Annotated in this window: 15 protein-coding genes and 3 tRNA genes; 9 read left to right on the top strand and 9 right to left on the bottom strand. The window is 41.6% G+C overall.

The window, feature by feature from the left end; genetic code table 11:
• Positions 1–7: 7 nt before the first annotated feature.
• Positions 8–1,237, bottom strand: a complete 1,230-nt coding sequence (locus H3V11_RS10405) for a PilT/PilU family type 4a pilus ATPase (RefSeq protein ID WP_198224901.1) — start codon at positions 1,235–1,237, stop codon at positions 8–10.
• Between the two features lie 395 nt (positions 1,238–1,632).
• Positions 1,633–2,676 carry a type IV pilus twitching motility protein PilT gene (locus H3V11_RS10400; protein ID WP_084547955.1) on the bottom strand — a complete coding sequence of 348 codons (1,044 nt, stop codon included), beginning with the start codon at positions 2,674–2,676 and terminating at the stop codon, positions 1,633–1,635.
• 159 nt (positions 2,677–2,835) lie between these two features.
• On the opposite strand from H3V11_RS10400, the gene H3V11_RS10395 reads away from it, so the two are divergent.
• Complete coding sequence (locus H3V11_RS10395; protein WP_198224866.1) at positions 2,836–3,555, top strand: YggS family pyridoxal phosphate-dependent enzyme; 720 nt, start codon at positions 2,836–2,838, stop codon at positions 3,553–3,555.
• A gap of 77 nt (positions 3,556–3,632) precedes the next feature.
• Here the strand turns inward: H3V11_RS10395 and pdxY are convergent, their stop codons facing one another.
• A complete protein-coding gene (pdxY, locus tag H3V11_RS10390; RefSeq protein WP_174831045.1) occupies positions 3,633–4,499 on the bottom strand; it encodes a pyridoxal kinase PdxY in 867 nt (288 codons plus the stop codon).
• A 644-nt stretch (positions 4,500–5,143) separates the two neighbouring features.
• Complete coding sequence (locus H3V11_RS10385) at positions 5,144–6,895, bottom strand: VWA domain-containing protein (RefSeq protein WP_198224864.1); 1,752 nt, start codon at positions 6,893–6,895, stop codon at positions 5,144–5,146.
• 311 nt (positions 6,896–7,206) lie between these two features.
• On the opposite strand from H3V11_RS10385, the gene proC reads away from it, so the two are divergent.
• The 3 genes from proC to dksA all read left to right on the top strand — a co-directional run bounded on the left by proC (position 7,207) and on the right by dksA (position 9,932).
• The gene (gene proC, locus H3V11_RS10380) at positions 7,207–8,004 is read left to right on the top strand and encodes a pyrroline-5-carboxylate reductase (RefSeq protein ID WP_198224862.1); all 798 of its coding nucleotides are present in this window, start codon (positions 7,207–7,209) and stop codon (positions 8,002–8,004) included.
• Between the two features lie 785 nt (positions 8,005–8,789).
• Positions 8,790–9,353, top strand: coding sequence for a YggT family protein (locus tag H3V11_RS10375; protein ID WP_025329876.1), 564 nt, complete (start codon positions 8,790–8,792; stop codon positions 9,351–9,353).
• A 162-nt stretch (positions 9,354–9,515) separates the two neighbouring features.
• Entirely contained in the window at positions 9,516–9,932 is a 417-nt protein-coding gene (gene dksA, locus H3V11_RS10370; protein WP_025329875.1) for an RNA polymerase-binding protein DksA, read from the top strand.
• Between the two features lie 216 nt (positions 9,933–10,148).
• Here dksA and rnhB read toward each other — a convergent pair whose 3' ends face one another.
• From rnhB to H3V11_RS10345, 5 genes are all read right to left on the bottom strand, one after another.
• The gene (gene rnhB, locus H3V11_RS10365) at positions 10,149–10,754 is read right to left on the bottom strand and encodes a ribonuclease HII (protein WP_198224860.1); all 606 of its coding nucleotides are present in this window, start codon (positions 10,752–10,754) and stop codon (positions 10,149–10,151) included.
• Positions 10,751–11,923: a lipid-A-disaccharide synthase gene (lpxB, locus tag H3V11_RS10360; RefSeq protein WP_110413809.1), complete on the bottom strand. Its 1,173-nt coding sequence runs from the start codon at positions 11,921–11,923 to the stop codon at positions 10,751–10,753. Before lpxB ends, rnhB begins: the two co-directional genes overlap by 4 nt.
• Before the next feature lie 131 nt (positions 11,924–12,054).
• Positions 12,055–12,130, bottom strand: a tRNA-His gene (locus tag H3V11_RS10355).
• 19 nt (positions 12,131–12,149) lie between these two features.
• Positions 12,150–12,226 (bottom strand) — tRNA-Arg (locus H3V11_RS10350).
• 38 nt (positions 12,227–12,264) lie between these two features.
• A tRNA-Pro gene (locus tag H3V11_RS10345) sits at positions 12,265–12,342 on the bottom strand.
• Between the two features lie 212 nt (positions 12,343–12,554).
• On the opposite strand from H3V11_RS10345, the gene folD reads away from it, so the two are divergent.
• The 5 genes from folD (at position 12,555) to H3V11_RS10320 (ending at position 17,883) form a co-directional block, all read left to right on the top strand.
• On the top strand, positions 12,555–13,418 hold the full coding sequence (gene folD / locus H3V11_RS10340) for a bifunctional methylenetetrahydrofolate dehydrogenase/methenyltetrahydrofolate cyclohydrolase FolD (protein ID WP_198207796.1): 864 nt from the start codon (positions 12,555–12,557) through the stop codon (positions 13,416–13,418).
• A 189-nt stretch (positions 13,419–13,607) separates the two neighbouring features.
• Positions 13,608–14,186, top strand: a complete 579-nt coding sequence (locus H3V11_RS10335; protein WP_174829712.1) for a hypothetical protein — start codon at positions 13,608–13,610, stop codon at positions 14,184–14,186.
• A gap of 123 nt (positions 14,187–14,309) precedes the next feature.
• The gene (gene gap, locus H3V11_RS10330) at positions 14,310–15,338 is read left to right on the top strand and encodes a type I glyceraldehyde-3-phosphate dehydrogenase (RefSeq protein ID WP_084551535.1); all 1,029 of its coding nucleotides are present in this window, start codon (positions 14,310–14,312) and stop codon (positions 15,336–15,338) included.
• A gap of 203 nt (positions 15,339–15,541) precedes the next feature.
• Positions 15,542–17,302, top strand: a complete 1,761-nt coding sequence (locus H3V11_RS10325) for a M61 family metallopeptidase (protein ID WP_198224858.1) — start codon at positions 15,542–15,544, stop codon at positions 17,300–17,302.
• 44 nt (positions 17,303–17,346) lie between these two features.
• On the top strand, positions 17,347–17,883 hold the full coding sequence (locus tag H3V11_RS10320; protein ID WP_100115605.1) for a tyrosine-protein phosphatase: 537 nt from the start codon (positions 17,347–17,349) through the stop codon (positions 17,881–17,883).
• The last annotated feature ends 91 nt before the right edge of the window (positions 17,884–17,974 follow it).

Here is a 17,974-nt window from a genome sequence, read left to right as displayed (position 1 = left end):
AATCAGTTTAAATCAGATTCAAATCTGCCCCAGTATCAAAGATTGCCGCACCCTTTTCACCCTGTTCATACAGATTAATACGTAAACGTAAGTCATTGGGTGAATCAGACTGACGCAAGGCTTCGTCAAAATCAATAATACCATCAGCATATAACTGAAACAGACACTGATCGAAAGTTTGCATGCCATCATTACCTGCTTTAGCCATCAGTTCTTTTATCTGCATTAATTCGCCTTTGTAGATATAGTCCTGAACAGTAGCAGTATTAATAAGTAAGTCAACCACAGCACGACGGCCTTTACCATCTTTTTTCGAAGCCAGACGCTGACCAATAATACATACCAGATTCAGTGCCAAATCCATCAATACTTGTTTATGCTGCTCTTCCGGATAAAAATTCAGAATACGTTCAATAGCCTGATTTGCACTGCTGGCATGCAGAGTAAAAAAGCATAAGTGGCCGGTTTGAGCCAGCTTTAATGCATACTCCATGCTTTCATCACTGCGCACCTCCCCCACACAGACTACATCAGGAGCCTCACGCAGTGCACTCTGCATAGCATTATCCCAGCTCAGCGTATCTACGCCTACCTCGCGATGAGTAATAATGCTTTTCTTAGGTTTATGAACATATTCAATCGGATCTTCAATAGTCAGAATATGGCCGGCAGAATTAGCATTGCGATAATCCAGCATAGCAGCCATAGTAGTGGATTTACCGCTACCGGTAGGACCGGCAAGAATAATCAGCCCGCGTTTTTTCATTACCAGCTCATCCAGCACCGGTGGGAGAAAAAGGCTTTCAGTAGTTGGAATATCGGTGGTAATCCGGCGCAGTACCATGCCTACCCGACCTTGTTCATGATAGGCATTTACTCTGAAGCGCACGCCGTTTTTAGCAATAATGGAATAGTTAAGATCCAGTTCCTGGATAAACCGCTGACGTTGCGCCATAGTCATGGTTGACATAGCAATTTTGGCAGTTTCATCAGCAGTTAAAGGCTTAGTAGGCGCCGGTGTGATCCTACCATCAATTTTCCATGATGGCGGGAATCCGGGACTGATAAAGATATCAGCAGCATTTAAACGCACAGCTTCCACAGCCATTTTTTCCAGTACCGGATGGAGGTGGATGGTTTCCCGTTCGAGAGTAAGGGAAGCAGGAGAACTGGCAGAGGCAGCTGCACTGATATCTGGTGTATGTGAATCTGTCATTGTGCTTGTAGGTTTTGTCATTGTATTGATTTCAGAAGTAACAGAAGTCTTTGCAGGAATACGTTCTGCAACCGGTACAGATACAGCTTTTTCAGTTTGTGATACCGCTGTAACAGCAGATTTTGTCATATTTCTTGCAGTTGCTGTTGTGGCTGTTGTATTCGGTGCTGGTATTTGGTTTGCTGTCGTTACCGTAACCTCTTTTGCAACAACATTAGACTGCGGTTGTTCTGTTGTCACTGTGGATGTATTGGCAGCTGTACCGGAAGCAGAATTATCGGCAGCCCCGGTTGCTGCAGGATGTTGATAATGTTTAACCATATCTGCAAGTAAATCAGTCAAAGCGGACGACTCCTCAGCAGAACCTTTCAACGTACCCATATCAATACACTTTCCTATATAAAAACAACAAACAATTAGCCTACCATCTGATCCGGACTTACTGCTTTGGCACGTGCAACATCTATACTAATACGGTTTTCACGCACTAATTGCTGTAAACACTGATCGAGTGTCTGCATTCCGAATTTCTGACCAGTTTGTAAGGTGGAGTTGATCTGAGCAATTTTGTTTTCCCGAATCAGATTACGTACTGCCGGAGTACTGATCATAATTTCATGTGCTGCCACACGGCCGTTACCATCTTTGGTTTTAAGCAGAGTCTGAGAAATCACTGCCTGCAAACTTTCTGACAGCATGGAACGAACCATTTCTTTTTCACCTGCCGGGAATACATCCACAATACGGTCAACAGTTTTAGCAGCACCTGTGGTATGTAAAGTGCCGAATACCAAGTGACCTGTTTCGGCAGCAGTTAAGGCCAGACCAATCGTTTCAGGGTCACGCATTTCGCCTACCAGAATCACATCCGGATCTTCACGCAGTGCCGAACGCAGGGCATTGGCGAAACTATGAGTATGCTGATGCAGTTCACGCTGGTTTACCAACGATTTTTTACTTTGATGTACAAACTCAATCGGGTCTTCAATTGTTAGAATATGACCGGCATCATTATTATTGATGTAGTCGATCATTGCTGCCAGTGTAGTTGACTTACCGGAACCAGTAGGACCGGTTACCAGTACCAGCCCGCGCGGCAGTTCTGCAATTTTCTGAAAAATTGCCGGAGCCCTCAGTTCTTCAAGTGTAAGAACTTTACTCGGAATGGTACGCATAACGGCTGCAGGACCGCGTTCAGTATTAAAGGCATTCACACGGAACCGAGATACATTGGGCAATTCGAACGAAAAGTCAGTTTCCAGGTTTTGCTGATATTCCTTGCGCTGATAATCGTTCATGATAGAAGCAATCATTTTACCTACTTCTTCTGCACTCAGTTCAGGCAGATTGATACGGCGGATATCACCATTAACGCGTATCATGGGAGGCAGACCAGCACTCAGATGCAAGTCAGAAGCTTTATTTTTAACGCCGAAGGCCAATAAATCGGTTATCTGCATATTTACTCCATTATGCTTGCCTGCATGATACAGGCACAAAATATGGTTCTTATTTTAATCAAGTTGTCGTATCTTTAAAATGAAAATATTTGTCACTATGTCAAAATTTTTACAAATATAATTAGATTTAATCAGAAAAATTGAAAAACACCATTAATTATGAAAAATACAGACATCTTAATTCAACACTGGCAACAGGTACTGGCAAACATAAATGATGTCTGTCGGCAAACTGCGGCACCACAGCCGGTACAGCTGATTGCTGTCAGTAAAACCTTTCCTGCCAATGATATCATTACTTTATATGAGGCTGGTCAGCGTGATTTTGGTGAAAACTATATTCAGGAATTCAGCGAAAAAACCAGTCAGCTCGCTGAGCTGGATGTTGTCTGGCACATGATAGGGCATATTCAGTCAAATAAAAGCCGAATTGTGGCAGAACGGGCACACTGGGTACACACTATTGATCGTGAAAAAATTGCCCGGCGGCTGCATGAGCAGCGTCCTGAATATTTACCGCCCCTCAATGTCTGTATTGAGGTGAATATTTCAGCAGAAAGCAATAAACATGGTATTAGCCCGGATAAAAGCGAATTACTGGCACTGGCTAATATGATCAGCGAATTACCTCGTCTTAAACTTCGCGGACTTATGTGTGTAGCCAAGGCCGGCAGCACAGACTCTGAATTACAGCAACAGTTCCATCAGATGCAAAACCTGTTACAGTACTTGCACCAGGCCGGTTTTGCAGTTGATGTATTATCAATGGGTATGAGCGCGGATTTAAGTATTGCTATAACTTGCGGAGCTACTCATGTACGGGTAGGCAGTGCAATTTTCGGGCAGCGCAACTACACTCAGACAGAAAATAATTCTTAGAAATAAAATTATGCCGGTAAGGATTTCTTACCGGCAGCACAAAAAATTATCATCATTATGATAAATATATAAATCAATCAGGCTATTTTCTCAGCCTGAAAGCGATGTGCAGGATGAGCAATTTCTTCCTGAGCAGCGACCACCTGCAACTCATACTGCCGGCGTTTCAGAGTTTCCAGCATAACGCCGTATACTGCAGCAGTAGTATGCTCAAATGATTCCAGCAAGGTCTTACCGGACAGATAGTCAGCCAGAAAAATACCACTGGTCATATCTCCCACACCTACCGGCTGCCGCTCACCAAAATCCACCAGTGGCCGGTGAATATGCCATGCTTCCTCAGCAGTGACCAGCAGCATTTCAAAACAGTCTGTCTTATAGCCGGCACGGCTCAAATGTTTCACCAGAACCACCCGCGGACCTTTATTGCATAAAGCACGGCAGGCTGCAACTGCTTCCTCAACATTATGAATACGTTGTTTGTTGTTCAATTCTTCCAGCTCAAACAGATTCGGCGCAATCATATCACTCAGCGGCAAAGCCACATCACACAAAAATTCAGCTACACCACCTGCCACAATACAGCCTTTTTCCGGATGTCCCATTACCGGATCACAAAAATAAATGGCTTGCGGGTTAGCCTGTTTCACTTTTCTGACAATATCAGTAATCGCATTGCCTTGCTCAGCTGAACCCATATAACCACTTAGTACAGCATCACAATTTTTTAATTCATCAATTGCAGCAATACCATCTGCAATATCCAGTAAATGTGCAGCCGGCATTACCATACCTTTCCATTGCTTGTACTGAGTATGGTTAGAAAACTGTACTGTATTTAATGGCCAGACATTGACACCTAACCGACGGATAGGAAAAACAGTAGCACTGTTACCTGCATGACCAAATACCACGTGAGACTGAATTGAAAGTATATTTTTCATAATAATGCCATTTACAATCCGATGAGTGCTTACCCGGCGGATTTCATAAAAACCTGATAATCAGCTAAACATGCTGACAAAACTGATTATACTCAGATTATATTGGTTCGGATAAATCATTACTTATATCAACACCTCAGCCCGGAATCTTGCTTTTCATACCTGTATACACACTAATTACGACATAATTTGTCCGGATTTATCTCTAGCATTGCAAAAATAATACGATATAAAATTTATTTACAAAATACACAGATATTCATCTAACAGCCAAACCTTGTATTTTATTTTTTCCCAATAATTATTGGTTTTATACATTCAGAATACATACTGCATATCATGACCTGAACAATACAGATTCTGATTGCAGAACATAAACCAGACAATAGTTGAATTGAATTAAACTAAAAATAATTATTTTTATTACTGAAATAAATTACAACCTTTAAATTACTTCAAAAGCATAAATGTTTGTATCTATCAAATCTGATAATTGTAGTGAGCAAACAAGACTGATTCATAAGCAATAAAAACGAAAAAGCCAGCTTTAAAAAACTGGCTTTTTTAGTTATTAAACTATCCGGTTCAATAACTCTGTTTATTTTCTATTAGAAATAGAATTTAATATGCTACTGAATCATACCTTAGTTGTTTTTATCTTCCAGAGCAGCTGCCTTTCTGACTAATTTTACAAATTCAGCACGATAGCCCTGCTTATCCTCACCTTTGGCATTATTTGCCCAGCTTGCTATCTGCTGATAAGATGTTTTAGACAGTTCAGGATTATTACGCAATTTTTGTCCGTATGCTGCTACTGCGGCCATAAACCGTGTTTCTACTCCGGCTTTAGCAAAAGAACTGGTCAGAGCTTTCTTTTCTATAGGCAGGGAAGCCAGTTCACTTTTTTGACCACGTGGTGCTTTCCAGCGTAATTTAAGAAAAGCAATTTCATTATTGTTTGCATTTGTAGCTGTTGCAGATTTTTTGCTCTGATAACGTAAAGGATCAATACTTGGTTTACCACCGGCCAGCGTCAGTTCATATAAAACCGTCAGCTTTTTCCCTGCACCAATATCACCTGCATCAACTTTATCATTATTAAAATCTTCCTGCTTTAACTGCCGTTTTTCATAACCAATCTGGCGATACTCGAGTACCTGAGCCGGGTTAAATTCGATCTGAGCTTTGACATCTTTAGCTACCGTAACCAAAGTGGCACTCATCTCCTCCTGCAATACCTTTTGCGCTTCTTCGAGACTATCGATATAGCTGTAATTACCATTACCTGCATCGGCAATCTGAACCATCATTGCATCATTGAAATTATTAGTACCAAAACCAAGTGTAGATAATGTTATACCCTTTTCTTTTTCTCTGCTGACAAATGCTTTCAGTTCTTCTGTGCTATTAATACCAACATTAAAATCACCGTCAGTAGCCAGCAATATCCGATTGATTCCACCGTTTACTTTGCCCCGTTCTGCCATCTTGTAAGCCAGTTGCAGCCCTTCTCCGCCAGCGGTACTGCCTCCGGCTTCAAATTTATCAATAGCAGCCAGAATTTTGGCTTTATTACTACCAGAAGTGGGTTCCAGTGCCACTCCGGCACTTCCGGCATAAGCAACAATAGAAACTTTATCTTGGGGCCGCAGTTTATTTACCAGTAATTTTAATGATTCTTTGAGCAAATCCAGTCTGTCTTCACCATACATCGAACCGGATGTATCTACCAGAAAAACAAGATTCGAGGGGGGTAATTGATTAAAATTGACATCATTTGCCTTAATATTAACTCTTAACAGAACCTTATCTGTGTTCCATGGGCTGGGTGCGAGCTCATAACCGGCAGAAAAAGGAGAACCTGTTATTGACGTTAATTTCTCATTCGAAGTACTTGGAAAATAATTAATAAATTCTTCTACTCTCACTGCATCCGGATGCGGCATCCGGCCATGTGCAATAAACCGTCGGCTATTTGCATAACTGGCTGTATCCATATCCAGACTGAATGTACTAACAGGTTCAGTAACTACCTGTTTTACCGGGTTATCAGAATAATTTTTATATTGCGCAGTATCCGGCTGCTGAGTTTCAAATACAGCCCTTGAGCCTGGACTCTGATAGTCTGCCCCCCTGAATCCTATTCTGGATTCATACTCCACCCTGGACGAAGATGATTTACTCTTAAGTGCCAGGTCGGCACCAGAATACGAAGTCTCATATCCCGCTGACATTTTTTCATAGTGACCATCTGATTGATTGCTGGCGCTAACCTTATTACTAGTCTTATCCGTACTACTGGTGCTAGCCGTATTACAAGCACTCAGTATGCTGGTTAATAACACCAAGACTAAACCATAAGAAGCCTTACGACCTATTGATTTTATTTTTAACATAAATATTCTTTATTTATCAGATAAAAATACATTATTAACATAACAGTTTAATTAACACCAGTAATTTTATTTGTTTCTTATCAGCTTTAAAATCAATAAAATCAGTAAAATAAAATATTAATTAGTTAATATTTAGCTGCTGAATATGAAGCTGCAATCCATATTGACTATATCCGTTATACATTGAACCTATAATTAAGCTAATATTGAATATAAAAAGTCTTTACAAACCAATATTGTTTAAATTTATTCAATTCAGACAATATTACCGATTAAGTTAATTATTTTTAATAAAAACTGAGGAAAATCGTATGAACGTATATTTTCTTGGCGGTGGCAATATGGCAACAGCTATCGTAGCCGGTATGACTCAGCAAGGCGGTTATGAGATTGAAGTAATTGACCGTAATCAGAATAAACGACAATATCTAAGCGAACGATATCAGGTACGTACCAGTACTAAATTAACTGAACTAGCAGCCACAGATATCCTGGTATTGGCAGTTAAACCGCAAGATATGCAGCAGGCTACTACCGGTATCCGGCTTAACGGTGCGCTTGTATTAAGCATAGCAGCAGGCTTAACAATAAGTACTTTAAGTCAATTTCTGGGTAATCACCAGCGTATTATCCGTATTATGCCCAATACCCCTTGCCAGATTGGCCAGGGAATCTCCGGTATGTATGCACCGGCAGGCATAAGTAAAGCAGACAAAACCATAGCAGAAAATATCATGCGCACAACAGGCGAAGTAGTATGGCTGGAAGAAGAAAGTGGCATTAATCGTATCGCTGGTATTAGTGGCAGTGGTCCGGCCTATGTCTTCTATTTTCTTAATGCCCTGCAACAGGCTGCCATACAACAGGGTTTCAGCCCTGAAGAGGCTCATCGTTTAACACTTGATACATTCAAAGGTGCGGTAAATCTGGCAGAACAGTCTGGCACCGAATTTGCTCAACTACAAAAAAATGTAACATCTAAAGGTGGCACCACATTTGCTGCGACTTCAGTTTTTGACCGGCATCAGCTGACACAGGTTGTAATTGACGGTGTTGCTGCCAGTGTTGCGCGAGCAGAAGAAATGCAGCAACAACTTGCACCTTTTTAAAAGTTATTATTTTGATATAGAGTCACATTAATTAGATTATTTTGACCTAATTATAAAAAACTTCAGGCGTTTTTATGAAGTACATTAAAGAGTATATTTTTAACATATTCACTTATAATGTACTTCATTTATTGATATTTTATCTTGTTTATATTAAGTATTTAAAAATACTTCAATGTTAATCGACTAATCCAAATCTATATTTCTGGCTTTTACTTAACAAAGATTTGTTTTACATATTTAATTTATTGGTTTTGATTAATTAGTAAAATTAAAATACTTTCTCTCTATGCAATTATTGGCACTGTATTAATCATCAATAAAAATACATCAAATATATTAATCAGCAAAACAAATGTACTCTTGTGAAGGGTACAAAATGAATAAAATAACAATACATGATTTGATTATTAATATAGTTAAAGTAAACCAATATTTACTCGGAGTGCAGAAGAAAAAATTTTATTAGCTGCTACAGATATACTTTAACAGTCAAAGCAAAATTCAAAACCAAGAAAAGCTGCTCATATCATAGCACTGCAATTCAGATCAGATTTTTAGACTATGAATTCCGCCCACAATCAATGGATTGTATTATTACAGCGGTAAACCCGACTTTAAATAAACAAATCATATTTATCAAATATCATTATTTATCTCTTATATTGTATACAATATAATCTTAAGTCAGAATTTGTTTGTTCAAATTTTTCCATAATATAATCCGCCCGAATCTTTTTCTATAAAAAGAAAGTTCAATATCCGTCGGACATTAAAGGCAATATGTGATTAGTAAAACATTATTTTTATTAGCCAGTGCACTGAGTATTATATGCTGGGCCCGGCTTCTGTTACAGTGGGCTAAATTACCTTTTCTGCATCCTCTGGCTCAGTTTTGTGTACGTAGTACCAACTGGCTGGTACGCCCTCTGCGTAAAATTATACCACCATTGTACCAATGGGATATTGCCTGCATTCTGGCTACTGTCATTATTTATTACCTGGCATGTACGTTAAATCTGTTTATCAGCCTTAGATGGGTATTACCGGATATTCGCACTATTGCAGCCAGTCTGGCTCTTTGCATTCTGTTTTCCCTGAAAGCACTGTGCTATGTATTATTCATCGGGTTGGTAATAAGAATGTTTTTAAGTCTGAGCAAACCTTATTCAATACTGCTATTTACCTTGCAACGTATCTATGCTCCGTTAACCCGTCCGTTTGCCTTTATGCGTATTGGTAAATATGATTTTTCTGCGACAATTATTCTGCTTGTGCTCTGGCTTTGTCTCGAATGGTGGCTGCCGCAGGCAAGCAGTAAGATTTCATACTGGCTGATATTCGGATAATGTTGTCGAATGCAAAATTATTAATAAATTATAAAAACATGCTATTATGCCCGAACTTTTTTAACAGCCTGAAATCCAGTATCTGTTATTTTCAAATCCAGATTAAGCTGTCAGTTCCTGAGCTAATTGCTTAATCGAGCTATGCAAAAGAAAGACTGTACAATGGCCAAACTCACAGAACAAGACATCCAGGCCTGGAATGGCCCTGAAGAAGAATACATGAATGAAGAACACCAAGCTTTCTTCCGTGATTTGCTGTTAAAACTCCAGGATGAGCTGATTCATAATGCCAACAATACGGCCGGACATTTACAGGAGCAGGCTACTACGCCTGATCCTGCAGACCGCGCAACACTGGAAGAAGAATATGCATTAGAATTGCGCACCCGTGACCGTGAACGTAAGTTATTAAGTAAAATTCAGGCTTCATTGCGCCAACTAGACGAAGGCGATTATGGCTTTTGTCAGGATACCGGCGAACCTATTGGTCTGAAACGGTTACTCGCTCGCCCTACTGCAACTTTGTCGGTAGAAGCGCAGGAACGACGTGAACGAATTAAAAAACAGTTTGTTGATTAATTTATCTGTTATGGATTAAAAACGCTTTCCTGCCGGAAAGCGTTTTTGCATTATTGCTACATATCATCATTGCGATAATGCATGCCTCACCGCTGATTTGCATAATTATTAACTGCTGCTAATTATTTGATATTAATTCAACAGAAATCATAAAATATTAATATAACAGCGATGTACAGATTAAGCATAAAAGTACAATCCCGCGGTTGAATAGCCTCAGAGACAGTATTTTCCCTGCGCCAGCAAGGCTTTCACAGGTGCAAAATCCTGCCGGTGCTGTGGCAGTACACCAAACTGTTGCAATGCAGCAAGATGTGCGGCTGTACCATAGCCTTTATGACGGGCAAAACCATACTGCGGATAACATTTATCCAGCTCATACATCTCTGCATCACGTGCCGTTTTGGCCAGAATAGAGGCGGCTGAAATAGCGGCTATTTTGAGATCGCCTTTAACTACTGCTTCTGCCGGCAAAGTCATATCAACAGGAATGCGATTGCCATCTATCCACACTTTATCCGGCTGAATATGCAAACCGGCTACAGCACGAGCCATGGCACGCATAGTAGCAAACAGAATATTATACTGGTGTATTTCTGCCACATCTGCTGCAGCTACAGACCATGCAGTTGCCTGCTGCTTAATTAATATTGCCAGCTCATCACGCTTTTTCTCAGACAATTTTTTTGAATCAGTAAGACCGGGTAAATCATAATCTGCCGGTAAAATAACAGCTGCTGCATATACACTGCCAACTAACGGACCACGACCGGCTTCGTCTACACCGGCATGGCTGGGTAATACCATCAGCTCTGTATTCATATTTGCCCCGTTGCATGCTGCAATACCGCCTGTGCAGACAGTTCATCAGTATTCAAACGCAGCTGCTGATGTAGTGCTGAAAAGTCTGCCTGCAAATCCTGTACTTCCTGTGGCGATTCGTACCAGTGAATCACAGCCTCTGCCAGTTTTTGTGGTGTTGCATTACTTTGCAGTAATTCAGGTACCACACCTCTGTCTAACAGAATATTAGGCAAACCAACATACGGCACTTTAATTTTATGTTTGACATATACATAGGTTAAAGGTGAAATTTTATAGCTGATTACCATCGGGCACTGGCATAAAGCCACTTCCAGCGTGGCCGTACCGCTGGTAACCAGTGCAACATCGGCTGCCTGACAGGCCATTTCTGCATGTGCAGACATTAAACGTATCGGCAATTTTTGCCACACCGGCTGAGCCAGAATATCCTGCATACGCTGCCGTGTTGCCGCCGTAGCCAGTGGTAGTAAAAACTGAGCCTGAGGATAACGCTGGTGAATAATTTCAGCAGCCTGTAAAAAAATCGGTGCCATGAAATCAATTTCACTGACCCGGCTGCCCGGCATTAAAACAAACACTGGTGCCTGTTCAGAAAGTTTCAGCTGCTGCCTTTTCGCCTTTCTGTCAATAACCAGTGGCAAAGTCTGAGCAAGAGGATGCCCGACAAAACGTGCCCGTCCGCCTGCCTGCCGGTATAGTTCCGGTTCCATCGGAAACAGGCATAATACCTCGTCCACCTGTTTAACAATCTTTTTTACCCGTTTACGCCGCCATGCCCAGACAGACGGACTGACATAATGTACGGTAGCAATACCGGCCTGTTTTAAACTTTCGGCAACACCCAGATTGAAATCCGGTGCATCAATACCGACAAATACCTGTGGTCTGATTTGTTTCAGTGAACGAATCAGACCGCGACGAATGGCCAGAATTTCCGGTAGTTTTTTGACAACTTCAACAAAACCGCGTACTGCCAGTTTTTCCTGATCATAGAGACTTTGTATTCCGGCTGCCAGCATCCGCGGTCCGCCAATACCAACAAACTGTACCCTCGGATAACGTGCACGGATCGCATTCATCAAATGGGCACCCAGTAAATCACCAGATGCTTCGCCGGCACACAAGGCTATGGTTAAAATGGGAAGTTCAGTTGCAGCTTTATTCATAGCAGGATAGCAGTTTTATAAGCAACTATTATAGTAAGACGTAATAGATAGCAAGTTTAGCAGGCGATAGTGTATTCCCGAAGGGTATCATAAAAATTAAAAGCCCAAGCAAACGGCTTGGGCTTTTATATTGGGGTGGCTGATGGGGCTCGAACCCACGACAACTGGAATCACAATCCAGGGCTCTACCAACTGAGCTACAGCCACCATAAAACTTTTCAAACTTTGGTGCGCCCGACAGGAATCGAACCTGTAACCCCCGGCTTAGAAGGCCGGTGCTCTATCCGGTTGAGCTACGGGCGCGTACTCTCAAATCTATCCGGACAAGGATTCGGTCGATATGGTCGGGGTGGTGGGATTCGAACTCACGACCCTCTGCTCCCAAAGCAGATGCGCTAACCAGACTGCGCTACACCCCGACGAGAGAGGCGAACTATACAGCCCTGAAAAACTATCGTCAAGAGGTAAAGTAAATTTTTTTGCCATATTTTTGAAATATGGCTGATTTATATGAATGGCTATATATAAAAGCAGATGAAACCGCTTAAAAAAAATGCGACAATGCTATTTTTGTAAATATTAGCTGATAGTTACCTGCCATCGGCATAATCTTTTTCTCTGGAATTTTCTCATGACCGCTCAACTCATTGATGGTAAAAAAATTTCCCAACAAATCCTGCAAGAATTAACCATTCGTGTACAGCAGCGTCTGGATAATCAGCTACGCCGCCCCTGTCTGGCTGTGGTTCTGGTTGGTGAAGATCCGGCCAGTACAGTATATGTACGCAATAAAAAGCGTGCCTGTGAAACCATTGGCTTTGAATCCCGCAGTTACGAGCTGCCTGTACATACCACTGAAGCCGAATTACTGGCCTTGATTGACGAAATGAATGCAGATAATGGTATAGACGGAATTCTGGTGCAATTACCACTGCCTGCACATATTGACAGTCAGCAGGTACTGGAACGGATTGTGCCTCATAAAGATGTAGATGGTTTTCATCCGTATAATGTTGGCCGGCTGGCGGTAAAAATGCCATTAATGCGTCCGTGTACACCTAAAGGAGTAATGACATTACTGGATGCCTATCAGGTACCAATCACCGGTAAAAAAGCTGTTGTAGTAGGCGCTTCAAATATTGTCGGCCGACCGCAGGCGTTAGAATTACTTCTGGCACGTGCGACAGTCACAATCTGTCATAGTGCTACCCGGAATCTGGCACAGGAAGTTGCTGCTGCTGATATTGTGGTTGTAGGCGTCGGCATTCCGAACTTTGTTAAAGGTGAATGGATTAAACCCGGGGCTGTAGTAATAGATGTGGGAATTAACCGTCTGGAAAACGGACAGTTGTGCGGGGATGTAGAGTTTGATGCAGCCAGAGAACGTGCATCTATGATTACACCGGTACCGGGCGGAGTAGGCCCTATGACCATAGCTACCTTAATGGAAAACACATTGAAAGCAGCAGAAATTCACGATACAAAACAATCGTGATGCTATCGGTAAAGCTATATTGTGTATTGATTACACAATAATATCAGCCATCATACAAAACAACAAACATGTTTGCTTGATAAAATAGACATACCAGTCTTCTGACCTGTACTTGATTATGATGCTGTAGAATGGCTGCCGGTTAGAATAGCTATCCTTATTTACAACCCTAATTGTGGTATTGACCTGATGTATCAATTTTTTCTGGACGCCTGTGCTGCTCTGCGCCTGCGCTTTTATCCCAAAACACATTATCGTTACAATCCATTAATCTTCGTTACCGTTTTACTTGCGCTTGGTCTGATGAATATGGCCAATATGTCACAGATTCTGGGACGGCAAACCGGCATAACCATCTTTGTCATTGTATTAACGGTAGTGCGCTGGAGTGTTCTGAGCATGGCAATGGAGATCATTCTAGGCTATTACAATAAGCAGCCAGGACACTGGTATGGTTATGTACTGGCCACTGAGGTGCTGATCCTGCCTACACTGGCCACACTATACTGGCCACAGGTATTAGCTGCTCCGGGATCTTTATGGCTACTATGGACATTGATAGTACAGATCTTTGGCTTTGTTCGCATCAGTCAGCAAAATATATTTAAAGTATTTTTGGGATATATTATCTATTTCTTAATTACCTGTCTGGCCGGAGGCATACTGCTGTTGTTATTCAGCACCATGGGCTGGGTGGATATTAACAGCATGTCAGATGCATTCCGGCAAATGCTGGAAGCACAGTCAGCTGGAACAGGTATGCGCTGATACAGATGTGGAAACAGGCTGATTCAGCTATAATACATGATGTTTTTGGTACGGTTTAAACCATTTGGCCCTGTACATCCCAAATTTGCCTGATTGGTTTTGTTGATCTAAAAAGGAATAAGCATGACGTTAAAAGTTGCCATTAATGGTTATGGCCGTATTGGCCGCCAGGTATTGCGTGCAATCTATGACTATAACTTGAGCAACCAGTTGGAAATTGTTGCGGTAAATGCCAGTGGTTCACTGGAAACCAGTGCACACCTGACAAAATTTGATACAGTTCATGGCCGTTTTGCCGCAGATGTTTCATCTGATGATGATGCTTTAATTATTAATGGCGACCGCATCCGTTTTTTTTCTACCCGTAACCCGGCAGAATTACCCTGGGGTGAACTGGGTATCGATCTGGTGCTGGAATGTACCGGTGCTTTTACTACCAAAGAAAAAGCCAGCATTCATTTACAAAGTGGTGCCAAAAAAGTTCTGATTTCCGCACCCGGCGGTGCCGATGTGGATGCCACCGTGGTATACGGAGTTAATCATCAGGTGTTAACACCGGAAATGACAGTAATATCCAATGGTTCTTGCACAACCAACTGTCTGGCACCGGTGGCAAAAGCCATTAACGACGAACTGGGAATGGTAAAAGGCTTAATGACAACCATTCATTCATTTACCAATGATCAGGTACTGACTGATGTTCGCCATAAAGATTTACGCCGTGCCCGCAGTGCTGTTGAAAATCTGATTCCGACCAAAACCGGAGCAGCTAAGGCTATCGGACTGGTATTACCGGAATTACAGGGTAAGTTTGATGGCTTTGCAGTACGTGTTCCCACAATTAATGTTTCACTGGTTGATTTAACGTTTGAAGCCGCTCGTAACACCAGTGTCGAAGAAGTTAATGCCATAGTTAAAGCAGCCAGTGAAGGCAGTATGAAACATATTCTGGGCTACAATACTCTACCATTGGTTTCCACCGATTTTAATCATACAACTCAGGCTTCGATATTTGACAGTACATTAACTAAAGTTACCAATGGTAATATGGTAAAAGTACTGGCCTGGTACGACAATGAATGGGGTTTTAGCTGCCAGATGCTGAATACCGCACGTGCTATGTTTGGCATGGAAGTTACACCACTCGCTTAAATCGTTTTACCAGCAGAAGTACAGGCTGTCTGAATTCGCTTTTACAGGCTTCAGACAGCCTGAGCCTATTGTGGCAAACAGAATCAGTACCTGTTTGCCATACAAACACCAGAACAAATTCAACCAAATTAATATTAATCTAGGCAATTTTTCTCTGACAGACAGCGCTGATATTTCTTTTCCGCTTCATTGAGGCACAAATTATGCTTAACTATCATTTGCAACCCCATTCTCTGACTCAGCATCTGTGGCAAGTACGCCTTAGTTTTACACAACTGGATAATCAGAATTTCAGTCTGAGTTTACCCAGCTGGGTACCCGGTAGTTATATGATTCGTGATTTTGCCCGTCATATTGTCACTTTATCGGCCAGTTGCAACAATACACCGGCATCAGCTGAACAGATAAATAAAAATACCTGGGCTTGCAACGGACAGGCAGGTAACTGGGAGATCACTTATCTGGTATATGCTTTCGATACTTCAGTGCGCGGCTCTTTTTTAAATACTGAACGAGGTTTCTTTGATGGTGCCTGTCTGTTTTTACGTCATAATCAACGTGAACAGGAGAATTGCCAGTTAATCATTACCGGTCTGCCTGAAAACTGGGATATTGCCACTACCATGCCGCAAACATCACAGCCCCATGTTTATCAGGTGAATAATTACCGCTCTTTAATTGATTATCCAGTGGAAATGGGCTATTTGCTGCGTCTGTCATTTAGTGCAGGCGGCATTGAACATGAAATTGTTATCAGCGGCCATTTCTCGTCTTTCGATCAGCAGCGTCTGGTAGATGATGTAAGCAAAATATGTGCCAGTGAAATTGCTATGTTTGCCGCACCGGCACCGTTTGAACGCTACAGCTTTTTACTTTTTGTCGGAAACGGCATTTATGGCGGACTGGAACATAAATCTTCCTCTGCCCTCATGGCCGACCGGCATGATCTGCCGCAAAAAGACGGAAAAAATACCGACGCTTATATCACATTACTAGGTTTGTTCAGCCATGAATATTTTCATGCATGGAACGTAAAATCTATTATTCCTTCTGCATTTTTAAACAGCAAACTGGATGATGAAGTTTATACACAGCTGTTATGGGCTTTTGAAGGTATCACTTCCTATTATGATGACTGGTTTCTGGTACGCAGCGGTGTGATTACACCAGAACAGTATCTGCAATTACTGGCCAAAACCATTACCCGTGTGCAACAGGGTACCGGCCGTTTAAAGCAAAGCCTAGCAGATTCCAGCCTTACTGCATGGACAAAATATTACAAACAGAATGAAAACAGTGCCAACAGTATTGTCAGCTATTACCAGAAAGGCGCACTGGCAGCCCTGTGTCTCGATCACTATATCCGCCGGCATACCGGCCAGCAAAAAAATCTGGATGATATTATGCGTGCCCTGTATCAGGACTGGCGTCAGCGGAGTATGGGGCTGGCTGAAAATGAATGGCTGAAAATAGCCCAGCAAGCTACCGGAATAGACTTAACTCAGGTTTATCAGCAATATATTATGACCACGGCAGACTTGCCTCTGGCAGAACAACTACAGCAGGCTGGTGTACAGCTTCACTGGGCTGCCCTGCCTCGCCAGCATGGTGGTGCATATATTGAGCATTACTCCGTTGCCGAACAGCCCGGTGCAGATCTGGGTGCCCGCGTTCAGCCAGCCTCATTCGGCGTCAGCCTGCAACAAGTATTTAATCAAGGCAGTGCCGAGAATGCCGGTATGTGTGCCGGTGACCAGCTGATTGCTATTAATGATGAAATTATTACCGATTTTAATAAGCAGTGGGCACGTATTCATGTTGGTGAAACAGTACAGATACACTTCATCCGTGATGGTTTGCTGCGACAGACTACCTTACAGGCGCAGGCAGCATTAACAGATACTGCGCTGCTAAGTATTGATGATGTATTGCTGTTACAGCAATGGTTACAACCACAATCTTAAATTCAACCGCATATTTTTACCGTTATCTTTACAATGGTTTTAGAATGACAAAAATAGCGAACATTTTTTTATGGTGCTGCTTATGTTTAATCATTAGCAGCTGTCGATCCAATGATAATTCTAATCAGTTACCCGACAACTTTTATAAAGTATCTGACGATATATACCGGTCTGAACAACCTTCTTTAAAAGAGATTGAACAGCTTAATACGATAGGGATTAAAACGATAATTAATTTGCGTTTATGGCATAGTGATCGGGATAAACTGACCAATACCGGAATTGCTGAGGTTCGGATTAATATGCGGGCAGGTAAGGTTACTGATGAAAAAATAATTCAAATCCTTAAAGCCATCAAAAATTCGCCTAAACCGATATTAATTCATTGCTGGCATGGCAGTGACCGCACCGGAGTAGTTATCGCGATGTATCGGTTAATCTTTCAAAATTGGACTAAAAAACAGGTTATTGATGAATTAATGAAGCCTGAACTGGAACATCATTACAATGTTTACCCTAACATACAAAGGTATATTGAAGATGTTGATGTTGAAAAAATTCGTCAGGCTGTATTCGAATAATTCCGTGATGAAATAAATTAAAAGTATAGCATCAAATTAACAATCTGATTTGATAAAAAATTCAAAGTGATATTGACTTTTATACTGGGAA

It is taken from the genome of Snodgrassella sp. W8158 (assembly GCF_016100435.1).
Lineage (GTDB): Bacteria > Pseudomonadota > Gammaproteobacteria > Burkholderiales > Neisseriaceae > Snodgrassella > Snodgrassella alvi.
The sequence above is the reverse complement of the archived record's forward strand: the minus strand, read 5'-3'. Positions and strand labels throughout refer to the sequence as shown.